General features: G+C 42.7%; 19 protein-coding genes. 7 read left to right on the top strand and 12 right to left on the bottom strand.

The features are described 5' to 3' along the window. Positions 1 to 69: 69 nt before the first annotated feature. Complete coding sequence (locus UH38_RS13915) at positions 70 to 2,001, bottom strand: DNA polymerase III subunit gamma/tau (protein ID WP_045055272.1); 1,932 nt, start codon at positions 1,999 to 2,001, stop codon at positions 70 to 72. A gap of 288 nt (positions 2,002 to 2,289) precedes the next feature. Here UH38_RS13915 and rnhA point away from each other — a divergent pair, with 288 nt between their 5' ends. Beyond that, entirely contained in the window at positions 2,290 to 3,216 is a 927-nt protein-coding gene (gene rnhA / locus UH38_RS13910) for a ribonuclease HI (RefSeq protein ID WP_045055271.1), read from the top strand. On the opposite strand, the gene cruG is transcribed toward rnhA, so the two are convergent. Next, entirely contained in the window at positions 3,170 to 4,363 is a 1,194-nt protein-coding gene (gene cruG / locus UH38_RS13905) for a 2'-O-glycosyltransferase CruG (protein ID WP_045055270.1), read from the bottom strand. The two genes, rnhA and cruG, sit on opposite strands and share 47 nt — an antisense overlap. 40 nt (positions 4,364 to 4,403) lie before the next feature. After that, positions 4,404 to 5,306, bottom strand: coding sequence for a gamma-carotene 1'-hydroxylase CruF (cruF, locus tag UH38_RS13900; RefSeq protein ID WP_045055269.1), 903 nt, complete (start codon positions 5,304 to 5,306; stop codon positions 4,404 to 4,406). A 216-nt stretch (positions 5,307 to 5,522) separates the two neighbouring features. Here cruF and UH38_RS13895 point away from each other — a divergent pair, with 216 nt between their 5' ends. The 3 genes from UH38_RS13895 to UH38_RS13885 all read left to right on the top strand — a co-directional run bounded on the left by UH38_RS13895 (position 5,523) and on the right by UH38_RS13885 (position 6,801). Further along, on the top strand, positions 5,523 to 5,981 hold the full coding sequence (locus tag UH38_RS13895; RefSeq protein ID WP_045055268.1) for a hypothetical protein: 459 nt from the start codon (positions 5,523 to 5,525) through the stop codon (positions 5,979 to 5,981). A 182-nt stretch (positions 5,982 to 6,163) separates the two neighbouring features. Continuing rightward, a complete protein-coding gene (locus UH38_RS13890; protein ID WP_045055267.1) occupies positions 6,164 to 6,616 on the top strand; it encodes a hypothetical protein in 453 nt (150 codons plus the stop codon). Then, a complete protein-coding gene (locus UH38_RS13885) occupies positions 6,616 to 6,801 on the top strand; it encodes a hypothetical protein (protein WP_045055266.1) in 186 nt (61 codons plus the stop codon). The genes UH38_RS13890 and UH38_RS13885 overlap by 1 nt, the downstream gene beginning before the upstream one ends. Positions 6,802 to 7,001: 200 nt before the next feature. Here UH38_RS13885 and rpmA read toward each other — a convergent pair whose 3' ends face one another. Both rpmA and rplU read right to left on the bottom strand, forming a co-directional pair. Beyond that, positions 7,002 to 7,295 carry a 50S ribosomal protein L27 gene (gene rpmA / locus UH38_RS13880; RefSeq protein WP_045055265.1) on the bottom strand — a complete coding sequence of 98 codons (294 nt, stop codon included), beginning with the start codon at positions 7,293 to 7,295 and terminating at the stop codon, positions 7,002 to 7,004. A 57-nt stretch (positions 7,296 to 7,352) separates the two neighbouring features. Beyond that, positions 7,353 to 7,730: a 50S ribosomal protein L21 gene (gene rplU, locus UH38_RS13875; protein ID WP_045055264.1), complete on the bottom strand. Its 378-nt coding sequence runs from the start codon at positions 7,728 to 7,730 to the stop codon at positions 7,353 to 7,355. Between the two features lie 184 nt (positions 7,731 to 7,914). Between rplU and polA the strand changes: the two genes are divergently transcribed. After that, on the top strand, positions 7,915 to 10,824 hold the full coding sequence (gene polA / locus UH38_RS13870) for a DNA polymerase I (protein WP_045055263.1): 2,910 nt from the start codon (positions 7,915 to 7,917) through the stop codon (positions 10,822 to 10,824). Further along, positions 10,821 to 11,753, top strand: coding sequence for a DUF4351 domain-containing protein (locus UH38_RS13865; protein ID WP_045055262.1), 933 nt, complete (start codon positions 10,821 to 10,823; stop codon positions 11,751 to 11,753). The genes polA and UH38_RS13865 overlap by 4 nt, the downstream gene beginning before the upstream one ends. Before the next feature lie 13 nt (positions 11,754 to 11,766). Here the strand turns inward: UH38_RS13865 and UH38_RS13860 are convergent, their stop codons facing one another. Together UH38_RS13860 and UH38_RS13855 are read right to left on the bottom strand one after the other, a co-directional pair. Continuing rightward, entirely contained in the window at positions 11,767 to 12,051 is a 285-nt protein-coding gene (locus tag UH38_RS13860) for a lipopolysaccharide assembly protein LapA domain-containing protein (protein ID WP_045055261.1), read from the bottom strand. A gap of 25 nt (positions 12,052 to 12,076) precedes the next feature. Further along, on the bottom strand, positions 12,077 to 13,285 hold the full coding sequence (locus UH38_RS13855) for an acetate/propionate family kinase (RefSeq protein ID WP_045055260.1): 1,209 nt from the start codon (positions 13,283 to 13,285) through the stop codon (positions 12,077 to 12,079). Between the two features lie 264 nt (positions 13,286 to 13,549). Here UH38_RS13855 and UH38_RS13850 point away from each other — a divergent pair, with 264 nt between their 5' ends. Continuing rightward, positions 13,550 to 14,239, top strand: a complete 690-nt coding sequence (locus UH38_RS13850; protein ID WP_045055259.1) for a PHP domain-containing protein — start codon at positions 13,550 to 13,552, stop codon at positions 14,237 to 14,239. An 80-nt stretch (positions 14,240 to 14,319) separates the two neighbouring features. On the opposite strand, the gene UH38_RS13845 is transcribed toward UH38_RS13850, so the two are convergent. The 5 genes from UH38_RS13845 to UH38_RS13825 form a co-directional block, all read right to left on the bottom strand. Further along, positions 14,320 to 14,964, bottom strand: a complete 645-nt coding sequence (locus tag UH38_RS13845; RefSeq protein WP_045055258.1) for a Uma2 family endonuclease — start codon at positions 14,962 to 14,964, stop codon at positions 14,320 to 14,322. A gap of 467 nt (positions 14,965 to 15,431) precedes the next feature. Then, the gene (locus UH38_RS13840) at positions 15,432 to 15,875 is read right to left on the bottom strand and encodes a hypothetical protein (protein WP_045055257.1); all 444 of its coding nucleotides are present in this window, start codon (positions 15,873 to 15,875) and stop codon (positions 15,432 to 15,434) included. Beyond that, the gene (locus UH38_RS13835) at positions 15,872 to 17,875 is read right to left on the bottom strand and encodes an FHA domain-containing protein (protein ID WP_045055256.1); all 2,004 of its coding nucleotides are present in this window, start codon (positions 17,873 to 17,875) and stop codon (positions 15,872 to 15,874) included. Before UH38_RS13835 ends, UH38_RS13840 begins: the two co-directional genes overlap by 4 nt. A 32-nt stretch (positions 17,876 to 17,907) precedes the next feature. Next, positions 17,908 to 18,399 carry an FHA domain-containing protein gene (locus UH38_RS13830; RefSeq protein WP_045055255.1) on the bottom strand — a complete coding sequence of 164 codons (492 nt, stop codon included), beginning with the start codon at positions 18,397 to 18,399 and terminating at the stop codon, positions 17,908 to 17,910. A gap of 330 nt (positions 18,400 to 18,729) precedes the next feature. Further along, positions 18,730 to 22,479: a CHAT domain-containing protein gene (locus tag UH38_RS13825; RefSeq protein WP_144405683.1), complete on the bottom strand. Its 3,750-nt coding sequence runs from the start codon at positions 22,477 to 22,479 to the stop codon at positions 18,730 to 18,732. Positions 22,480 to 22,681: the final 202 nt, after the last annotated feature.

Here is a 22,681-nt window from a genome sequence, read left to right as displayed (position 1 = left end):
AATTCGTAATTCGTAATTGAAGAGAACAAAGGCGCGCTCTTTAACTTAAAACTCAAGACTCAAAACTATTTAAAAGTCTTCTTCTAGATCCTCATCGGTTTCGTTCCATTGCTGGGGAGGGATAATTAGTGGTGGCTCTTGGGTAGAAGTTTTTGTTCTGCTGGTGATAGATGAAGTTGAGCCAGATTCTACTACTTCGCCTTTGAATATCTCGGCTAGCCGCGAACTAGCGATCGCTAGTTCATCTTCATTTGCTTCTTTTACCGGATCGGTTATCGGTTCAACTACTTCGATCCTCAATGCTTCTGGTGGTACTGAATCTATTATTGGTGAAACTGCAGCTTCCCTCTGACTAGGTAATGGTTGGGGTTTAACAACAGGTGATGGCTGGCTGACTGGTGGAGATTGAGGTGCGGGTGATGGCTGGCTAATTGGTGGAAATTTGGCTGCGGGCGATCGCCCGTTCTCTTTGTTTGATGCAGTCTTAGATTCATGCTCGACAATTTCTAAGGTAACTCTTACCTTTTGTTGCAACAATTTTCCAAAAGCGGCTTCAACACTTGCTAATTTGCCTTGCGCTAGTTTGAGCAATGGCTGTGATGTAATGCCAATCTGCGCTACACCATCTGCAAACGATAGTAAGCGGCAATGTTGCCCGAATAAAGCTTGATTAGAAAATGGTTGGATTTGTTTAACTACCTGTTGCCAAAGATCGGTATCTGCTTCGGCGCTTGCTGGCAGCGGTTTTTCCTCTTCAGCAGGTGGAGTTAACTGCTGCACTGGTTGAGGAGGAGTTGGTGGGGGAACTTGCTCGAATTTTGGTTCGCTTACTGGCGCTGGTGGGATAAAGCTTGGTTTTGGAACTGGAGGATTATGATTAATAGCTTTTGGTGGAGCTACGGGCGTACTATTTGCTGTAGATAGCAATCCAAGTAGAGTTACTTCTAACCACAGACGCGGCTGAGTAGTATTTTTGATTTGGACTTCACTTTTAGCTAAATGCTGTTGCCCTGCTAAGATATCGCTAATCTCCCAACTTTGAGCAAGTTCGCATAAAGCTTGCCAGGTAGGAGGCGTTAGGGCAACTAAATCGCTGCGACTAGGCGCTGTTTTGGCTATAAGTAAATCGCGGTAAAAACTAGCAAGATTTTGCAAAAGGACTAAAGGCTCTTTGCCTCGATCCATAATTTTGCGCGTGCAATCGACGATCGCTTCAAGGTTATTTTGGGCGATCGCATTTAATAACTCTATCGAATCTTGTTCGCTAACTGAACCGAGTAAATCCCATACTCGTGGCGCGGTAATTTGTCCTGATAATAAACTCAACTGATCGAGCAAGCTTTCGGCATCTCTTAAGCCGCCTTGAGCTACTTGTGCTACTAAGCGTAAGGCATCAGCAGCAATATCGATGCTTTCTTGTTTGGCAATATAACTTAAATGCCCCACCATTGCTTCTAAGGGAATGCGGCGAAAATCAAACCGCTGACAGCGCGAAATAATTGTCGGTAATACTCGCTGCGGATCGGTTGTCGCCAGAATAAATACAACTCGGTTGGGTGGTTCTTCTAAGGTTTTGAGCAAGCAATTGAACGCCGCACCCGATAGCATATGGCATTCGTCGATCGCATATACTTTGTAGCGACACTGAACTGGCGCAAATTGAGCGCGTTCGATGATTTCGCGGATGTTGTCAACGCCTGTGTTACTTGCTGCATCAATTTCTATCACATCTAAGGCAACGCCTTTAGCTATGCCTTGACACGCTTCGCATTTACCACAAGGTTTGTCTGTAGGTACGGGACTTGCCAAACAATTGAGCGATTTAGCTAAAATTCTGGCGCTAGAAGTTTTCCCCGTACCCCTAGAACCTGTAAATAAATATGCTGGGGCAATTTGGTTTTTGCTGATAGCGTTGGTAAGGGTAGTTGCGATCGCTTCTTGACCGACTAAATCGGCGAAAGTCTGCGGACGATATTTGTGGTGCAGCGGCTCGTAAGACATTTGTTTTGGGGCGTTTCCTACCACTAGGATAAAGGCGATCGGTGCTAGATGTCAGCTAAATTAGTACATTTTTACTATAAAATTGTAGCTAAATCTCGGCGGTTATCAGAAGATTAGACGTAGCACTGCTACGTCTCTACATTTCCCTTGTAATGCGCGAATTACGAATTACGAATTATTGAAATTCTCCTTGTCTGCCATAATTTGGGCAAGAAATGTTAATGCCCAAACTGTAAAAATCTAGTTTATGCTAACCTGATTAATCTCTTGCGGTTATTTGCTTCAACTATGTCCTCTTCCCGCAAAATTCAAAGCATATACACTGATGGAGCTTGCACTGGCAACCCTGGTCCTGGCGGCTGGGCTGTAGTTGTTTACTATACGGACAATTGCGTTCATGAATTTGGTGGTGGGGAAAAACAAACTACCAATAACCGGATGGAAATGCAAGCGGCGATCGCAGCTTTGAATTTTCTTGTCAACGCCCAGCAAAAAGAACTGGTTACTCTTTATACAGACAGCGAATATCTAATTAACGGTGCAACAAAGTGGGTGAAAAGTTGGAAGAAAAGAGGCTGGAAAACAGCCCAAAATAAGCCCGTTCTCAACCAAGACCTGTGGGAAGCTTTAGATAGCGTAAATAGCAAACAAATTGCTTGGCAGCACGTTAGAGGTCATGCAGGCAATGTTGGTAACGAACGCTGCGATGCGATCGCTCGTGCTTTTGCTAATGGTAAGACTTTATCTTTGCAGCAAGAGGAACCATCAAGTAGCAGCCACGATATTGCAACAAATCATTTATCTTTAGACGGAGTAGCTGATGTAAATGGCGACAATACGATAATTGACAAAAATATACAAACAACCCTTATTGCCTCGGATGCAACAATTATGGATTCACCCGCCCCAACTTCCGCAAATAGCGAAGAACTACCCCGCGAACTTAGAGTCGCTGGGCTACGCAGTTTGATAGATACGCTGCGGATCGCTGAAGAAATTGCTGCTAAAGGCTTTTTGATTACCAGTTCCGAACTTGCAGACTTGATGGATGTCCACGCCAGCGCTGTAACCAGCCGAGGAGACGAGTGGCGCTGGCGGAACTGGATCGTATCTAGGGTACGACGAGAAGGCAATCAAATTCTCTGGGAATTAGAAAGAGGAGATGAGGTTAACTCGGCACGTGAGCCGTATAACTCCGACCCCGCCACTGAGTAGGAGTATGGTTGGCAGAGAGGAAAATTCTCAGTACCGCTAAAGGATCGGCAAGAGGAGATAGCCAAAATAACCAGCCACCTTTTGCTCTAGATCTGTCGTAGGAAGGTGCGATCGCAAGTAACAAAGCCCAGCGAATTACTATGAGAAATACATTCAAACCCACCAGTAGAGAGTGAGGGGTTGACTGTGGCGGGTAGATAAGCGCACTTGGGGCAATAAATAAAGGTAAGGCTTGTACTGATAGTAGCAGCCATAAATCGCCCCAAAGCTGGCGAGCAGAACAAGCATCTTTAAGATCGAGCGATCGCCCCCACTCTTTCCAAGTTTCTAATGCGCCTTCATACATCCTTACCTTCAATACTTTTGCGCCATCTAAGAAGCCTACTTTGTAGCCACGAGCGGCGATATTCCGAGCTAAGGTGACATCATCGCAAAATGACGAGCGGGCGCTTGTATAGCCGCCTACTTCAGCTAAAACTGAGCGCCGACATAAAAAGCATTGTCCGTTTGCCATTACTCTTTCTGGTGCTTGGGTATCGACACCAGCGCTTTCAAAGCGATAAAGCAAGGTCATTAGTAGTGCTGGTTGCAGCCAGCACTCGCCTGGATACTTGAGGATAAATTGCGGCGAGAGCGATACTAGATCGTAGCCTCGCTCTTTGGCTGTACTTACGAGTCCTGCAACTAGCCCTGGACTTGGTTGAGTGTCAGCATCAATGCCCAAAATCCATTCGCTAGCCTCAGAACTATGCAAAAAACCATTATGCAAAGCCCAAGGACGACCTACCCAACTTGGAGGTAAAGCCTCGTCATTCATCAAGCGAAAGCGCGGATCTTTTTGCTGTGCGGCTTTAACTAAATCCGGCGTACCATCTTGAGAATGACTGTCTACAATTGTAATTTCTCGTACTTCATAGCTTTGCAAGCTCAATCCAGATAAGCAAGGACTGAGGCGTTCGGCTTCATTTAAAGTAGGAACTACAACGCTAACTGATGCTAAAAGATCGGGCGTACTTAAGCTTGGTTTAACCGGAGCTTGACGGCTAGGACCTTTAAGGAGGCGAGACAGCAACACTATTGTTGCTGGTACTTGCATCAGTAATAAACCACAGGCAAGTAAACTTCCTGCTGTTAACCAATCGGTCATTTGAAGGCTGAAGTGTAAAGGATAAGTATGGAACTAGAGGTTATTTGTAAGCAGCAACTACGGGAATTTCATTGCTCGATTCAATTGCAGCCGTATTTTTAATGCCTGGTTGAGCCAACCACCACAAAAGAACAGCCGGAATCACGCCTACAGTAACGCCTAATGACACTGGAATCCAATACCCCGCAGCGCAACTCAATACCCCTGCAAAAATGAAGTTTGTTAGGTAAACTACCAAGGGTAAAGTTAGGTGCGATCGCTGCAATTTGGTTAAAGAAATATTTCTCCACAAGATGGCGGCTACGCTCATAAATATGGCGCTAGTACCAAACCATCCAGCATAATTTTGATAGGGCGTACCAAAAAATGCGCCTGGTTTTTCCCAAAACCAAAAGGGGACGGCAGTTTGACTCATCGCAGGTTCGAGGGCAAAGTCCCAAGAGGTAAACATTACTGCACCAATAGCGATCGCGCCTAGATGACGCAATAGACTTGGCTTTTGGTCTACACTTAAACCCACGCGGGCGATTAAATAAGCAGATAGTCCGACATAAAACCAAGATAATGGAATTGTGAAAGGTACTAATCCAGCAATTTTGTAACCTAAGCCGCTGAGGTAACTGTATTCGCCGAAAGGAAAACCAGTACCAGTTCCTAATAACTCGCTACCCAAGGATATAAATATTGTTGGCAGCATAAATAACAGCCAGGCTTTGACTCCTAGCTGACGATAAGCATAAATTGATACGGCAGCTATGCCGAGGAGAATATCAAATACTCCACCGCCAGCCATGCTCATTTGATAAGCCTTCTGCCCTACTGTTCCCAAATTCATAATTAATTCAGGATGAGGTACTACTAACAATAAACCTGCTAGTCCAAAAACTTTCGCCAATATATGACCGCTCAAGCAGAAGCGCTCCGCGCTAACAAGTTGCTTCATGAGAACTCCTAACAAAACTTGACGCTTCAAAGAGCGTCTTTATTAGTTTACAAATCTTTAAGAGAATATTGTAAGTGTTTTCTTAATTTAGTGCGATCGCCAACAATTTTGTTTGATTGTTACCTCAACTTGCATCAAGGCAATTTATAGCGATCGAGGTATAGCAACGCAGCCACCACTTTGTTTACACTGGTTTATTGATAATTATTGATTTATATGGTAAAGAAGGCTAGATATAAAAAAATCCCTTGGCTAGCTATACTGCTATTACTAACTGCATATATTACATTGGGCTGGTTCTTATCGGCTTCAGAGCCGTTTTGGTTAGTTTGGGTAGTGGCAGCTTTGTCTAGTTTGCTACTAACAGCTACATTTGCATCTCCTTGGGCAGAAATTAGAGATAATTTTGCTAATTTGTTTGCATCAGACTCGAAAGCTTTCTTAGTTGCGGTAATTGCTGCTTTTACTAGCGTTATTGTTATTTCTTGGCTGCATATATTTGTTCATACTTTAGTCGTTGTTTGTGCTGTTTTGTTAGTCAAACTAGACTTGCAAGCAGCTAATTTTCGAGATCGGCAAATTTTTTGGCTGATCTGGATGACATCTTTGTTAGGTTTATTTGTCGGTTGGGCAACAAATCATCTTATTCCCAGCGTAGCGATTGTTAGCCAATAGCTCGGAGCAACACACTAAATAAGGGCAAAATGAGGCACGAGGAAATTGCTGCATACCTCTCGGATGTTGCTGATAGAGCTAGGCGATATACTGGCGATACATCCCAAGGAGATTGGTTTTTAAGATAACTGGTTCGCGATATAGGTTTTGATCGACTACCACAAGTCATTACCAAGCAAGAAATGAATAAATATGTAGCAGCGGGGGAGCGGGAGTTATTTAGAGGGTTGGACTCTTACGGTATCAAAGGCAAAACTGGCGAAGATTTAGCCGAGCAGTTTCGTTCGGGTGATATGTATGTGGGCAAGGGTATCTTTGGTAATGGTATTTATGTTGCTTACGGTTCTGACAAATACGATGCCCAAGAATATACAGGAGTAGGAATAGAAGGTGCTATTTTACGCATCAGTCTACCAAAAAGCGCAAAAGTCATCTCCTACGATAAGTTAATTGAAGAGCAGAATAAAGATTTCCTAACGTCATACCCTGCACTACAAGATCCAGGTCGTTATGCTGCTTTTAAAGGTTACGATGTGATTGATGTGGGAGCAACTAGAAATAGACCTAAATATATGGTCGTTCTTAATCGCACTACACTACGGGTTCAAGAGGAATCGATACCGGAGGTACACTAATGAATCCTAAGCTAGACAGAAGATTAGGTAGAATCTGGGACAAGGTAAGAGAGCGGTTAGGTAATAATGAAACCAACAAATTTTTAGATTTAATAATCCAAGCTAAAGATTTTGAAGATTTACCCCAAGGTTATCAAGATTTAGTATTGGATATTGAAGGCAAAGCCAAAGAAAAAGCTGCTTAAGAAAATGTCAGCGATCGCAATTAAAAAAATACTTTATATATGCAAAAACAGGCAACTATCAATATTCAAGCCGCAAAGCGGCAATTCGTAGATTAATAAATTAAGAGGCATAAAACCTGAATTAATTATTAATTTTGTTCTTAATTACGAATTACGAATTATTTAAGTCGCCTGTTTTGCACAATATTTATGCGTCTTACTTAAGACGCAACTGCTACTGGTTCTACATTATCAGCAGTTGGTGCAGAGTAGACACTAACTTTTTTCCGGTCTTTACCTTTGCGCTCAAATGTAACTACACCATCAATTAAGGCAAATAACGTATCGTCGCTACCGATACCAACATTATTTCCAGGGTGGAATTTTGTGCCGCGCTGACGCACGAGAATATTTCCTGCACGCACAACTTGACCGCCAAAGCGCTTTACGCCTAATCTTTGGGCATTAGAGTCGCGACCGTTACGGGTACTACCTGTTCCTTTCTTATGAGCCATTTTGTCCTCTTTGCTTGCTAATGGTAAAAAAGGGCAAGAAGTCGCCCTAACTAATTATTATTCTGCTTCAGTTTGAGTAGCTTCTGGTGTATCTGCTGTTTTTTCAGCTATTACCGCACCGTTGAGACTAATGGAGTTAATCATCAATCTAGTAATTTCTTGGCGGTGTCCCCGCTTTTTGCGAGTTTTCTTTTTTGGTTTCATCTTGTAGACGAGAACTTTGCGACCTCTAAAGTGCCTCAGTACCGTACCCTCTACACTTGCACCAGCGATAAACGGCTGTCCAATTGTTACGCCGTCATCATGATGTACTAATAATACTGATTCTAGAGTTAAAGTTTGGTCGGGTTCGGTCGGTAATAATTCAACGTCGTAGAAGCGACCTGGTTCAACTCTTAGTTGCTTGCCGCCTGTTTCAATAATTGCGTAAGTCATGGGATGATTTGTAAATTTGCCGTACAGGTAGCTGGATGATTCATTCTACTAAAGCTCCAGCCTTTTTTATGCGTCTACCCGATCCGAGCAGGAATTAGACAGCCGATCTACCATTATTAGAGATAAGCAGATTATCTGTCAATACAATGCCCTAATTGGCTATACCAGTAACTAAATTATTTTTATGTCTCAAGCTACAAATAGCGATCGCTCTTTATTTATCCTCGTTGACGGACATTCTCTAGCATTTCGTTCGTATTTTGCCTTTGCTAAGGGACGAGATGGGGGATTGAGAACTACAACAGGGATTCCTACCAGCGTTTGTTTTGGCTTCCTCAAGTCATTGCTAGAAGTAATGACAATTCACAAGCCTACAGCAATGGCGATCGCTTTTGACCTTGGTTTGCCAACTTTTCGCCATGAAGCCGATGATACTTATAAGGCGGATCGTCCTGGTACGCCAGAAGATTTTGTTCCCGATCTGAAGAATTTGCACGAATTACTAGCAGGCTTGAATCTACCAATTGTGACTGCGCCTGGTTACGAAGCTGACGATGTTTTGGGTACTTTAGCGATGCAGGCAAGTGACGCGGGGTATGCAGTCAAGATTTTGACAGGCGATCGCGATTTATTTCAACTTGTTGACATCGAACAACATATCAAAGTTTTATACCTTAGCAGTACATTTATTCAGCGCGGTGGTACTGGTCCTAATGAGTTTGGCATCGAACAAGTAAAGGAAAAAATTGGAGTTTTACCATCGCAAGTAGTTGATTTTAAAGCTTTGTGCGGCGACAAGTCAGATAATATTCCTGGAGTTAAAGGAATTGGCGAAAAAACCGCAGTTCAGTTATTGGATGCTTACAACAATCTTGATAATATATATTCATCTTTAGACCAAATCAAAGGCGCTACCCAAAAGAAATTAGAAGCAGGCAAAGAAGATGCTTATCACTCGCGGTTTATGGCGAAGATTGTTACAGATGTTCCTTTAGATATTCAATTAGAAAATTGTCAGCTAACAGGGTTTGATAGCACTATTTTAGAGCCTATTTTAGAAAAGCTAGAATTTAAATCGTTTTTAGGCAAAGTTCACCAACTCCAACAGCAATTTGGTGGGATTGCAGAGGTATCAGAAAATAAGCCAGTAAATAAAGTTGAAGAACCTGAGTTTTTTAGTGAAGACTTGTGGTTTTTCAGTGCTGCGGATACAGCCGCTAGCAAACAGCAAAAATCTTCTCCGATTCAACCCCAAATTATTGATACTCCAGCTAAATTAGCTCACTTAATTGATAAGCTAAAAACTTTTACTAATCTAGATACACCTGTTGCTTGGGATACTGAAACTTCAGCATTAGAACCAAGGGATGCAAAATTAGTAGGAATTGGCTGTTGCTGGGGGGCAAAACCTGTAGATATGGCTTATATCCCTATGGGACATACAATAGGAGAAAACTTAGATACAGATACAGTTTTAAATGAGTTAAGGTTTATTTTAGAAAGTGATAAATATCCTAAAGCCTTACAAAATGCTAAATTCGATCGCTTAGTTTTTCATTGTCAAGGAATTACCCTAGCTGGGGTGATATTTGACACGATGCTAGCAAGTTATATTTTGAACCCTGATAGCAGTCATAATCTGAGCGATTTAAGTCAAAAATACTTAGGAATAACAGCTAGAAGTTACTCAGATTTAGTTCCTAAAGGTCAAACAATTGGCGATATAGACATTCCTGCTGTAGCTGATTATTGCGGGATGGATGTTCATTGCACTTTTAGATTAGTAGCAAAGCTAAGAGAAGAATTAGATAAAGTACCAAACTCTCATCAACTACTACTAGAAGTAGAACAACCCTTAGAACCTGTATTAGCGCAGATGGAGTATGACGGTATTCGGATTGATTCGCAATACTTAAACGGGCTTTCTCAGAAATTAGAGCAAGATTTAGCATCATTAGAACAACAAGCCTACGCAGCAGCAGGAGAGACATTTAATTTAGGTTCTCCCAAAAAGTTGAGTGAATTGTTGTTTGACAAACTAAATTTAGACCGCAAAAAATCTAGAAAAATTCAAACAGGTTATTCTACTGATGCAGCAACTTTAGAAAAGTTACAAGGCGATCATCCAGTTGTTGATGCAGTTTTGGAGTACCGCACTTTATCAAAATTAAAATCTACTTATGTAGATGCGCTTCCTTTATTAGTACGTCCAGACACAGGACGAGTGCATACTAATTTTAACCAAACTGCTACTTCTACAGGACGATTATCTTCTTCTAATCCTAATTTGCAGAATATTCCTATACGTACAGCTTTTAGTCGGCAAATTCGTAAAGCATTTATACCGGAATCTGGCTGGTTAATGGTAGCGGCTGATTACTCTCAAATTGAGTTGCGAATTTTGGCTCATTTGTGTCAAGAACCGATATTAGTTTCAGCTTATCAAGGTAATGAAGATATTCATACTGTAACGGCGCGATTGTTGTTTGAGAAAGAGAAAGTTACACCTGACGAGAGGAGATTGGCAAAGACTATTAACTTTGGCGTGATTTATGGGATGGGCGCTCAAAGATTTGCCAGGGAAACTGGAATGAAAGCTGCTGATGGTAAGTTGTTTATTGAGAAATTTAACCAGACTTACCCACAGATTTTTACCTATTTACAAACAATGCAGCAACAAGCGATCGCCAATGGTTACGTAGAAACTATTTTAGGTCGTCGGCGTTATTTTAATTTTACTAGCGATCGCCTGCGTAAGTTCCGCAATTACAAGCCAGAAGACATTAACTTAGATGAAATTAAAGGCTTAACAGCTAATGATGCGGCGCTACTGCGGGCAGCGGCAAATGCACCAATTCAAGGGTCTAGTGCTGATATTATTAAAATTGCGATGTCGCGGCTATTCAAAATTTTGCCTAATTATCAAGCGCGGTTGCTATTACAAGTTCACGATGAATTAGTATTTGAAGTTTCCCCCGATGAGTGGGAACAATTGCAGCCAGAAATTAAATCGACGATGGAATCTGCTGTAGATTTGAGCGTCCCGTTGCTAGTTGAGGTACGTGCAGGGCAAAATTGGATGGAAACAAAATGATTGACCACGATCGCTTGTTTAAGGAACTCATCAGTACATTTTTTGTTGAGTTTATGGAATTGTTTTTTCCAGAGGTGTTAGCTTATGTAGAACGCGATTCAATTACATTTTTAGACAAAGAGATTTTTACTGATATTACCTTTGGCGATCGCTATGAAGCCGATCTAATTGTCAAAGCTAAATTTCGCTCTCAAGAATCTTTTTTCTTAATTCATGTAGAAAATCAAGCGCAGCAGCAAGCTAATTTTGGCAAACGAATGTTCAAATACTTTTCTCGCTTGTATGAGAAATTCGATTTACCGATTTATCCAATAGCAATCTTTTCCTACAAGTATCCCAAAACTATCGAAACAAGTCACCATCAAGTAGCATTTCCCAACAAAGTAGTTTTAGATTTTAACTACGATGTTATTCAGCTAAATCAGCTTAATTGGCGCGATTTCGTGCAGCAAGCAAATCCTGTTGCTAGTGCGTTGATGGCTAAAATGAATATAGCTGATAAAGATCGTCCCAGAGTGAAGTTTGAATGTTTGCGTTTACTGACAACTTTGAGGCTAGATCCAGCAAGGATGCAGTTAATATCTGGATTCATTGACAGTTATTTAAGGTTAAACGAGCAAGAAAATCGGATTTTTCAAGCTGAAATTGATAGAATTGAACCAACACAAAAGGAGGCGGCTATGCAAATAGTTACAAGCTGGATGGAAGAAGGAATTGTACAAGGCATTGAACGAGGAAAGCAAGCAGAGGCTTTATCGCTAACTATGCTGTTGCTCCCTCGAAAAGTAGGAAATATTAGACCTGAACTGCAACAGCGCATTGAAAAGTTGTCGTTAACTCAATTGGAGGATTTGGCAGTAAATTTATTAGATTTTTCTAATATTACTGACTTAGAAACTTGGTTGCAGCAAATTCCCCTCGAAAAATAAGTTTGTTCGAGTATCAACGCACTTTGTCGTTGAAAGAAAAATCATCTTCATCAAAGTCATCTGCTCGATAAGACCTTCTTCTCGAACCGGATATGCTCCATAATGGCTGAATTAATGCCATAAGAATTATGCCTGCACATACGCTAAAAGCTATAACTAGAAAAAATGGCAGTTGAATAGACTCAAAAGTAAGAAATTTTAGCGATATTGGCGTGACGTTTTTAAGAGAGATAACTGCGATCGCGATTACCCAAAAAGCGACAGCTAAAGATATAACTAAATTAGCGGTGGTTCTCATCGATTAATTCCTGCCCAAGCTAAATCTACTGCATTTTAGCTATTTTCCAGCACTCTTTGGCGATCGCCCAATCTTCTTGAGCTTGTATTACTAACACTCGCGCTGATGATTCGGCTTGAGCAATGTCAGTATCAATCGGCGCATCTTCATTTTTTGCTGCGTTAAGTTTTACGCCAATAAAGGTTAAAGCCTCACAAGCTGCGGCTCTGATAAAAGGCTGATTTTCGCCGACACCACCAGTAAATACCAGTGCATCTAATCCGCCTAGAGTGATAAGCATAGCGCCAATATGCTGAATGAGCGATCGCACGTACATATCAATAGCCAATTGAGCGCGGGAATTATTTGTAGCTGCAACAATTTGCCGTATATCGTTTGATATACCAGAAATACCTTTTAAGCCAGCAGCTTTATTGAGCATTTCATCTAACTTATCTGCGTTGTAGTTATGCTCTCGCTCAAGATGAATAAGAATCCCAGGATCGATAGAACCCGAACGACTACCCATCATTAACCCTTCAAGGGGAGTAAAACCCATCGTTGTATCAATACTGATTCCATCTTTGATTGCAGCTAAAGAGCAGCCATTACCCAAATGACAAGTAACTAACCGTAAAGACTTAATATCTCTATTTAACAATTGGGCAGTACGTTCGGCGCAATACTGATGATTGATCCCGTGAAATCCATAGCGCCGGATACCTTGCTCGAAAAATGAGTAAGGAATTGGATACACAGCAGCCTTTAAAGGTAGTTGACTGTGAAAAGCTGTGTCAAATACAGCTATTTGCGTCACATCTGGGAGAATTTGTTCGACTGCTTCAATACCTTCTAAATTAGCTGGATTGTGAACTGGAGCAAAGTTAGCTAGATGAATAATTGCGTCTTTTACTTCTGGAGTCACGATTGTAGGTGTACGGTAGTCTTGACCGCCATGTACTACCCGATGACCGACAATATCTATTTCTGATAAGCTGTCAATTACCTGAGTATCGCCTTGAGATAAAGTATCTAACATCTGGGCAACAACTTCTAAACGGCGATCGCTTGGTATTTCTTGTTGTAGAATGCCTCTACTTGTTTTAACTTTGAGTTCTGCTGTGCCTTGCTGATACGTCCAATTAACTTTAGCTTCCCACAACGGCTCTAGCGGTAAATTGGGGAAAGGATCGTCTACCTGATACAAGCAGCTTTTTTGACTGCTAGAACCTGCGTTTAATACTAAAATTTTCATCGGCTACTACGAGAATCTAGGGCAACGAGCCAGATTTGATAGCATAAAATTTGACTATATACGACTTTCAGACTATCTAGCTTAATAATTCCCTGCTTCTGTCCCAAGTTGTATGCTAGAACTTTTAGAATAGTTATTAACATATCTAAATCTTTGCTTGAGTGCTTTTTAGCTTAGTTATTTGTACTTAATGACACCAAAAGCAGTTTCGGCAATGTGTTAGAGCTTATTAGGGGAACGTAATTATTCGTTCGAGAGGCAGTTATGGCGGTGAATGCCCGTACTTCTACTTCATACCAACGTTTGCAGCAAATCTTTGCGACTCTTGATGCCGCAAGTTGTCCTTACACCTATAACTTTCATATGCATACCGTCCATTCTGACGGTAGGTTTCAACCAGAAGAGTTAATAGAGCAAGCGATCGCTATTGGTTTGCAAGGACTTGCAATTACCGATCATCATAATATCGGCGGTTACAAGGTAGCGCAACGTTATTTAGAAGATTGGAAGTGGAGTCATCCCCAGAGCGAACAACCAGCGCCTCAACTTTGGAGCGGTGTAGAAATTAATGCCAATCTGCTAGGTGTGGAAGTACATATCTTGGGCTACGCTTTTGAGCCTTCACACCCATGCTTGCAGCTATATTTACAAAGAAGCGCTAGTAAAGGCGAAGATTATCAAGCTGCTAACGTTATTGCAGCCATTCACAAAGCTGGCGGATTAGCGGTTTTAGCACATCCGGCGCGTTACAGAAAGTCGCACTTTGAGCTAATTCCCGCAGCAGCAATACTAGGTATTGATGGAGTAGAAACCTATTACGCTTACAATAACCCCAATCCTTGGAAACCTAGCCCGACTGAAAGCCAACAAGTAGGAAACTTAGCTGCTATTCACGGGTTACTCAGCACTTGCGGTACAGATACTCACGGGCGCAGCCTACTGCAAAGATTGTAATAACCCAAATTAGAGATTTGAATGCGGTAGATGTGCGATCGACTATTGCGTAGCGCTAATTGTAGGGCGTAATTTACGCATTATTCTGAGGAATCAGATTGAGTTAAAGCTTGCCTTAGTTGACGAATAGCAGCGCTGGTATTTCGCTCGTAGGCAATTTGTCTGTATTGCAATATTAAAGATTGTAGGTCGAATTGGGGAAAATAACGGCTCTGAGATTGCAGCAGATATTCTGTATCTTGTAGCTGATAAATTGCTAACTGTTTGCGAAATAACCAAACTTCCGGTACTCGGTAGGGAAGATAGTCATTGACATCAGAGTAGCTGGTAACATCAATTTCTAACACGAGGTCGGGCGGTGGATCGCTGCGCCAATCGATTCGTTCTTTACCCAAAATTGCTTGCCAATTGTCGATGTAAAAACAGTAATCTGGTTCGAGCCCACTTTCTTCTGGAAGTTCCATTGTCACGGGTGTGAAAGAGTCATATTCACGTCCATCGTAGTCGAGTAAAACTTTAATGATGTCGGCAATGAGGCTAGCATCGCGTCCGTGTTTGGGCAATGGCGACATCAGTAGAACTTCTCCATTGCAATATTTGAGCCGAGGAATAGAACCAGCACCGCGTTGCTGACATAAACTTTGGTAATTTCCCCAAGTGGCAGGCATTCGCAGCACGCTTCCAGGCGGTAGATGAATTTTGTCTGGCGAGACGATCGCAAGCATGGTGTTTCTCTACTTTTACTTGAACTTGACTAGGTGACAATTACTTCGCTTCCTTGTCGATGCTGCTTCCCAATCTAAGCTGACTGCCACCATACTAATAAGCCTACCCATTTCTGAGCAGGCTTTGTAAAGCAATGTAAAAAATATTAAAATGGCTGATATTAAAAGACAGACATAATTGTAATGATCCCAGCACTGGTAAGGGCAACGGCAATTCCCATAGCTACTGACTGACCTAGATGTTTTGACTTTTCTGAGGTTTTCATTTGCTTTGCTGTTTATCAAGTGTTTATGACATTTAAATTATCAGGTTGCTTCCAACTTTCCCAGAAAAAGTAAGAAAGCTTGACTTTACTTAACCTGGCTTAATAAAAGCAGAAGTCTGTACTTACAAGCGATTGCTCTCTAATGCAACAAAAAGACGCGCCGCAGCGCGTCCTGAAGTAGAAGAAATATTCAGCACTTTATCAAATCCACTTACCGCCTCTAAAGCGCCAGCGGGGAAATAATATCCGCATCACAGCCCAAGAGAGGAAGTAAGCGATTACGGAAACTGCAGTGTATTGAATGATGAACCACTCCAAATTAAAAGTGCTGCGGTCTATAAAAGGTAAACCTACGAATTGGAGGAGTAAGGCGAGAACAATACCTTCGGCAATACAAGCAAAAAATTGAAATACACCAGGCCAATCGTGATCCCACAAATACTGCTGCAAGTAGTTGTATAGGATGTCCCAAAGCAAGCCTAAAACGCCTACCCAAAAGATTACCCAAAAGAAGACAGGGTGAAAACTATAATCGCCAGCAGCAGGACCAATTAAGCCAAAAGCAAAAGGTAAGCTAACGATTAGTCCTACAGTCGCCAGTAAGAATACGCGAGTTTGCCAACGTCCAAATAAAATAGGTGTCATGGTGTTTGATTAGTTGCCCACTTGATCCACTGAATTAAAGAACCCAAACCGTTGAGACGGCGAACTCTAGGCGCACGCGCTCTGGCTAAACCGTCTGTGGCACATTGCGCTGCGTACTGCAAGCCTAAGAAGGTATCTACAGGTGCGTAAGGACCACCCAAGGTCATCACTCCTGCGGCATACATCCGAGCGCGATCGTTACGCATTTCTACAAGTTCAAAGTCATTAGCAACGTGCAGTCTGCCCAAGGGGTTGAGAGGTAAGTTGTAATGGGTGACTAAATCGTTGAGGAAAGGACTTTCCGAGGGTTTAGCATCAAGTCCGGTAGAGTCGATAACAAAGTCTGCATTGAGCTTGCTTTCGCCTTTGATATTGCTAGTTTCTAAGAAGGTAACTAAGCGACCTTTCTCATCCTGCTCAACCCGGTCTACCTTACCGAAATTGATTGTGTACCAGCCCTCTTGCAGCCCACCGCTGACAATTCGTTTCCAGTCAGTGCGATCGGCTGTAGTAGTACCGCCCCAATCTGTGAGCAAGCGCTGGCGTTCTACTGGGCTACCTTCTTCGAGGCGTTTTTTCATATCGCCGCCCCATGTACCTTTGGGCCAGTTGTAAGGCTGGAATTCCCATTGATTCTCGGTCTTGCGCTGGGCGACTCCGAATTTATTGCCTTCGGGTTTGGGCGATCGCATTAAATGCAGTACAGTTACATTCGGGTTCTGGCGGCGGATTTCATACAAGCGCTGAATAATCCGCGAAGCGACGATCCCTCTACCTCGAACTATTACGCTACCGCCTTTAGAGGCTAAATGCTTGTAAACGTGTTCGTGTTCTTCGTAAGCATTGACGACTGACTTGAAGTCGCGGTATTTTTCTCTGTATGCCTGCAAATCTGGCAGAAACTTAATTGCTGGATAGCCAGAAGCTAGGTGGATGTAACGAGTAAGCAAAAAGCGATGGTCTTGGCGATCGCCTTGAGTGCGCGAGTAAGCAATAACATAACGACCGTCTTCTGTCTTGCGAATGGCGCGGAAACGACCGTAACGCAGCATTTTATCCCAGCCAATGCGTGCTGCTTCCCGATCTACGGACGCAAATACATCGCCCGATTTGGGTGTATAGGTGTCTGCCAATACTGGCTCAGAAAATACTTGCCACAGGTGCTTGATTGACGAACCAACTTGCCCTCTAAAGAATTCTTTGAAACCTTCGCGCCAAGCATATCCAGGCCATCCCCAAATGTTGTCTGGGCAAGAGTCCGAACCAGAACGCAGGCGCTCGTGGGAGGGAATTTGCGAGTTTTGGCACAAACGCTGATAGCGTCCGTAGGGCTTCTTCTCAATGCCTAAAACGACGATTTGATCGGCTCTTACTCCAAAGCAGCGCATCGTATCCGCCCAAGTGAAGCTACCCATACCCGCACCAAGGGCTACATAGTCGCTTTCTTCGATTGGCAACCCTGCGGCGTTGATATCGGCAATTGATACTCTTTCTGCAGCAAAACAAGCGGGTGGAAAGGCACTACCAGGAGTGCTGATTTCTAAAGGAACGGCAGCTTGAGCTTCGAGAATGTCTGTTTCTGGGTTGAAGACAATTGTTGAGGATGGAACTACAAACTCTGTTGCTGAGGGATCGCCAATAATTACTTCTGTTGCGCCAACAGTATCTACTACTGACTGGACGGTAACAATAATCTCGTAAGCCCCGATTTTGATGGCATCGCCGCTATTTAAAGGTTGGCTAGATTTATTTAAGTTTTCGCCATTGACAAACGTACCGTTAGCGCTACAATCTTCAATTGTTAGCTGCCCGTTAGTATATGTAATTAAGGCATGAAAGCGCGAGACTTGTTTGCTGGCGAGAATAATCGGGGAAACTTGCTCATCTCCAATTGTGGGCGGAATTTGACCTGCTTCTCTACCAAAGGCGATCGGTGTAGGCAAACGCGGTTCAAATAACTCCCCTGAAGTAGGGTCTTCCCAGCTAAGTTGAATTTCCATAAATTTTGATTACGTACAAGGCAAGAACTTAACTACGGTGTTTCATCGGGAAAAAATACAGCGGTGGGCGCAGCGGCTAAGGAAGTTCCGCACCACTGGCACACTAGCGATAGACTTGCCTGCGGCGAAACATGACCGCAGACATGACATTTCAATCCATGTACGGGCTGCTCTTGGGGAGCGTCAGACGTGACATTAGCATTTAGCGTCATTTTGCCTAATTGAATGGTGGCTCGATGTTTGAGGGGAACTTCCTCTGTGACAACTTTTTGCCCATTGACCCAAGCTGGATTTGGTCTATTTCTTTTGCTAGTAAGATTGCGTAAATAGAAAGTATGTTTTTTTACATCAAAAAATATTTCTACGTGCAATCCAGAGACAGTTTTGGATGAGTCTTTGAGGATGACATCGCATTGACTTTCATCTCTACCAATGCGAATCGGAGGTTCGTTGGGTTTATCAAACGAGAAGGCTTGAGAACGGTTGCGACCTTCTTCCACCCATTCCAAAGCTATCTTGTGCATAAGTGGGAACTCCAAAATTTTTTTCTTAAGTCACGTAAATGAGTAAACAGATTTCTCTATCGCCCACTATTGAGTTATTCAACTAGGTAAGTGGTATTTCCAGAAATATAGCAAGATTGCTATTGTTAATTAAATAGTAACAATTGTTACTATGGCTTTAGGAAATTAAATTGTTTAAATACTACAAGGTCAACAAAGTATAACAGCATACAAATAAAAAATATACTCCTATCTAATTGCATAAATCCCGATCGAATGTTAAAGAATTATTGAAAAAAGGCAGCCCCCTGTAGAGACGTAGGACTGCTACGTCTCTACGTGCGATCGCAATTACCAAGGATTTCCTACCATTGTGAAACCAGACCAAAAATAAGGATGAGCAAAGTTTTGGTTGGGTAAGTTAACACTCCCAGGCGGCAGGGGTAAGCCCTTGACAGAACCTAAGCCCTGCAACTGACCGTCCTTGATATAAACTTTTCCTTTTGCCATTGCTACTTGTGCCTCTCTTAAAGCATCAGCTTTGATGGGCGCTGTATTTAAATAGCGATAAAACTGCGTCATAAAGGCTGCTGTTGCCGCATCGTTTACAAACCACAAACTAGCGACAGTAGTTTTTACACCTGCATTTACAGCGAGTCCAGCAAAACCTAGTTCTGCTTGTTCGTTGCCTAACGCAGTTCTGCAAGCACTTAACACCAACATTTCTACTTGGGGGTCGTTTAATTCTAGTTGGCGGATTTGATTGAGGCGCAGGCGATCGTTCCATAGTTGAATATAGGAATTGTCTAGTCCTCCAGATTCTATATCTGCGTGAGTTGCCATGTGAATGATGCTAAACGGTCGCTGACGGCGGACTGCTTTGAGGTTTTCTTTAGTAAAAGCTTGGTTGATGTATTTACTACCCGACCACAATCTATTGACTAATGTTGTGAGTTCAAAAGTCACCGCAGGTAGTGCAACTTGCCCTTGAGTGCTTTCTGATATACCCATTGCTAAAACTTGCGAATTTTTAATATCTACATAGCGGGTATCGGTCAAGCTGATACTTGGCATCAAACCAACGCTATATTTTTCCACTAAAAAACCTTTACCGTCATGCATTGCAGCTATTGGCATCGATCGCAAGCCTGCATCAAGGAGGAAAACTAAATTACCAATCTCTCTCGCTTGTAAGTCGCTGGCTATCGGCGCAACTAGCCAGTTATACATCTGTTGGGCTGGTTTTAGATAAGTAGTACCGCGCAGTCTTCTGGTATTAGTTACTTCGTTGCGAAGTTTGGTTGCTGTTGCGAGTACCTGCTTTCTAGTTGCTGTCGGTATGCGTCGGCGAATAGGATTGCCTTTTGCTGTTACAACTACAAGTTCGAGTTGATCTTTGTCTTGCGTAGCTAGTTTATTTTGCTTTTGTAAACCTATTTCTGACTCAATCTCAGGAGGAACAAAACTAACGTAGACAAATGCAGGTTTTACTCCTGTTTCCTCTGCAATTTTCTGGGCAATTTCTCGTTCGTCATCTGGGCTAGCAATTGACGAACTACTAGGTATACCTAAATAAGACTCAAATTGATTTGTAAATTCTACTTCTGGCGGCAGTGCATTAATTAGAGGATTGCTAGTTAAACGTGGATTTTGTGGTGTTACAGGCGATCGCTCTGGCGGTTGTGGTTTAATTAGTACCGTAGAATCAGGCGATGGTGACGGGCTTGGTATTGGTATTGGGGATGGTGTTGGGCTGGGTATAGGTGTCGGTGTTGGTGATGGTGTTGGCGATGGTGACGGGGTTGGTGTAACGTTAACTGCAATTTGTACTGGCGTAGAAGATGAAACGCGATCGCTTGCCCTGATACTGAAAGCATTAATATTACCAGTAGCGTCTACAGGCGGCGTAAATACCAAACTATCTGTAGCAGCGATCGCTGCGCCAGGAGTAGCCACAAAGCCATTAATAGTCAAAGTTGCTCCAGGGGCGATCGCATCTACAACTATGGTAGTAATATCGCTATTTGCATCTGCTACTACAGCAGCTAAATCGGCAAAAGTAAATGTAAATGGTTGATTTTGCTGTGCGCCAGTTAAAGAGGTATTAGCGCTTAAAGTCGGTGGAGTATTAATAAAGTTGATTGTGACATTACCTTGAGTAACGCTACCAGGATTGGGGAAAGATTGAGATGTAATTACTTGAGTACCAGTATTAATTGCCCCTAGCGTACCGTTACCATTAGTAGCTGTGATAGTTGCATCGCCAACAATAAACGGGTTATTTGTAATATCGCCATCGTGTTGAATTGAAACTGCGCCGCCCTGAGTATCTCCTTGAGTGAAGATGGTAGTATTTGCAGGGATATTAATAAAATCGTTAGCAGGAATGGTTGGAAGTGTACCTGTACCTCTAACAACTCTATCGGCAAAAATTTGTACGCTACCACCTGCGGCTGTAGCTTGTCCGCCAGTAAGATCCAAGCCGGAAGTAACTATGCTATTAAATGTGACGTTGTTAGCATCTAAAGTTACTGCGCCGCCACTTCCTGCTAAACTCCCAGTAACGATCGCGTTATTAACGGCAATCGAGCCGTTGCTACTTGTCAAGCTAACATTTCCACCATTGCCGAAAGTTGCTTGTACTAGCTCTATATCTCCTGTTGCTAGAAATTCATCAATATTACCCGTATCAGAAATAAGTGCGTCTGCACTGATATTATTGCCTGCATTTAAAGTAATATTGCCGCCATTACCGAATGTACCCCCAGCACCAGAGTTAATTGCTGCGCTAGTAATAGTACCGCCAGCAGTAAAATTAACCGCGCCACCATCAGCATTGACACCAGAAGAGTCCACGTTGCTTGTAGCTATATTACCGCCTGCATTTAAAGAAACAGTGCCGCCATTACCAACAGTATCGGCAAAAGATAAGATCTCACCTGTAGTAATATTGCTCCCAGCAATAAAGTCGATATTACCGCCGTCAGCATTTCCTTCTGTAAAAATTTCATTGCTAGCATCTACCAAAGCTGTAGTAATGTTTCCGCCAGCATTAAGCGTAATATCACCAGCTATGCTCCCAAATTCACCACTAGGAGCAGAAACAAGATTCCCTGTGGAAATTGCGCCGCTACTGGTTAAATTTATATTGCCCCCGTCTGTGAGAATATTGCCTGTAGTAACGCTAGCGCCGGAAATCGTTACGTTTGTAAAAAAGGTACTAATGCTGTCTGTTGGGTTCATGGTGAAAGCTCCTACCCCATCATTGTCAGCATCCGCAGTAAAAGTAATTGCACCTGTAAAAGATGTCAGCGTATTGTCCGCCAGAGTAGCAATAGTTATGTCATTTGTTGCTTCTAGAACTACATCAGCCCTACTTAAAGTATCTTCTAGAGTGGCTTCGGAAATAGTTAGGGATTCCCCAGGGCGATCGCCTGCTAATATTTGACCATCAACTACCTCTGAATCGTCTGTTCCCGTACCTGCGGCGATCGTTATATTCAAAGGATCTAGTAATAACTGCCCAAAATTGCCATTATTAGCACCTAGATCAATATTTCCAGTAAAAATTAAGCTGCCTTTACCAGAAACCTCCGCAAAACCCCCATTACCTGAATTTATCCCCCCACGAGCGCTAATATTACCTGCAAATCCGGTAACTTCATTAGACCAAACAATTACCCGTCCGCCATTACCATTAATCAGGCTATTGGCAGCAATATTAGAATCGCTACTAACGTAAGTACGAGTCGCCTTGGGGATAGTACCACCGCCTTGATAATCTCCGCCAATCAGGATATTTCCCCCGCCATTGGTTCCTGAAGCGTCGATGTTTGCGCTTACTAAGCCGACTTTATTGCCTAAAACTTGAATATTTCCGCCTACTGAACTTGATGTGTCGATAGTGCCAGATGCGATCGCACTTCCAGATGTAGCATCTATGCTAGAACCTGTTAAAACTATTTGCCCTTGATTGTTGAGCGTTATTTCTGTCGCGCTACTAGCATCGCCGCCTGTCAGTAGTTGCGGTAATGAGGCGACTGGTAGCGTCCAATTGGCAAGAGAACTTGCTGGCGGTAGTTGCACGTCTAAACTGAGCAATTGTCCTCGTTCGCCAATCCTGACTAAACTTGTACCAGGTACGGCGGCTAAGGTAATTTGTCCTTGCGGTGCTGATAACTGGAGTTTAGACTATGTATGACAAAAAGACTCATTAATCTTGAGTGTATAGATTAATAAGCAAAAAGATGGTGTGTTGACAAGTTAAGCTGACTTGGAGACTGATTGCTGTCGCCTACTCACA

Origin of the sequence: Aliterella atlantica CENA595 (assembly GCF_000952155.1) — a bacterium.
In the GTDB taxonomy this organism is placed as follows: domain Bacteria; phylum Cyanobacteriota; class Cyanobacteriia; order Cyanobacteriales; family Chroococcidiopsidaceae; genus Aliterella; species Aliterella atlantica.
The sequence above is the reverse complement of the archived record's forward strand: the minus strand, read 5'-3'. Positions and strand labels throughout refer to the sequence as shown.

What these genes read in the sequence shown, in the direction of transcription:
- UH38_RS13915 (WP_045055272.1), bottom strand. Translation starts at nt 2,001, where the DNA reads ATGTCTTACGAGCCGCTGCACCACAAATATCGTCCGCAGACTTTCGCC.
- UH38_RS13845 (WP_045055258.1), bottom strand. Translation starts at nt 14,964, where the DNA reads ATGCTTGCGATCGTCTCGCCAGACAAAATTCATCTACCGCCTGGAAGC.
- UH38_RS13885 (WP_045055266.1), top strand. Translation starts at nt 6,616, where the DNA reads ATGAATCCTAAGCTAGACAGAAGATTAGGTAGAATCTGGGACAAGGTA.
- UH38_RS13865 (WP_045055262.1), top strand. Translation starts at nt 10,821, where the DNA reads ATGATTGACCACGATCGCTTGTTTAAGGAACTCATCAGTACATTTTTT.
- polA (WP_045055263.1), top strand. Translation starts at nt 7,915, where the DNA reads ATGTCTCAAGCTACAAATAGCGATCGCTCTTTATTTATCCTCGTTGAC.
- UH38_RS13860 (WP_045055261.1), bottom strand. Translation starts at nt 12,051, where the DNA reads ATGAGAACCACCGCTAATTTAGTTATATCTTTAGCTGTCGCTTTTTGG.
- UH38_RS13855 (WP_045055260.1), bottom strand. Translation starts at nt 13,285, where the DNA reads ATGAAAATTTTAGTATTAAACGCAGGTTCTAGCAGTCAAAAAAGCTGC.
- UH38_RS13895 (WP_045055268.1), top strand. Translation starts at nt 5,523, where the DNA reads ATGGTAAAGAAGGCTAGATATAAAAAAATCCCTTGGCTAGCTATACTG.
- UH38_RS13850 (WP_045055259.1), top strand. Translation starts at nt 13,550, where the DNA reads ATGGCGGTGAATGCCCGTACTTCTACTTCATACCAACGTTTGCAGCAA.
- cruG (WP_045055270.1), bottom strand. Translation starts at nt 4,363, where the DNA reads ATGACCGATTGGTTAACAGCAGGAAGTTTACTTGCCTGTGGTTTATTA.
- rnhA (WP_045055271.1), top strand. Translation starts at nt 2,290, where the DNA reads ATGTCCTCTTCCCGCAAAATTCAAAGCATATACACTGATGGAGCTTGC.
- rpmA (WP_045055265.1), bottom strand. Translation starts at nt 7,295, where the DNA reads ATGGCTCATAAGAAAGGAACAGGTAGTACCCGTAACGGTCGCGACTCT.
- cruF (WP_045055269.1), bottom strand. Translation starts at nt 5,306, where the DNA reads ATGAAGCAACTTGTTAGCGCGGAGCGCTTCTGCTTGAGCGGTCATATA.
- UH38_RS13840 (WP_045055257.1), bottom strand. Translation starts at nt 15,875, where the DNA reads ATGACACCTATTTTATTTGGACGTTGGCAAACTCGCGTATTCTTACTG.
- UH38_RS13830 (WP_045055255.1), bottom strand. Translation starts at nt 18,399, where the DNA reads ATGCACAAGATAGCTTTGGAATGGGTGGAAGAAGGTCGCAACCGTTCT.
- rplU (WP_045055264.1), bottom strand. Translation starts at nt 7,730, where the DNA reads ATGACTTACGCAATTATTGAAACAGGCGGCAAGCAACTAAGAGTTGAA.
- UH38_RS13890 (WP_045055267.1), top strand. Translation starts at nt 6,164, where the DNA reads ATGAATAAATATGTAGCAGCGGGGGAGCGGGAGTTATTTAGAGGGTTG.
- UH38_RS13835 (WP_045055256.1), bottom strand. Translation starts at nt 17,875, where the DNA reads ATGGAAATTCAACTTAGCTGGGAAGACCCTACTTCAGGGGAGTTATTT.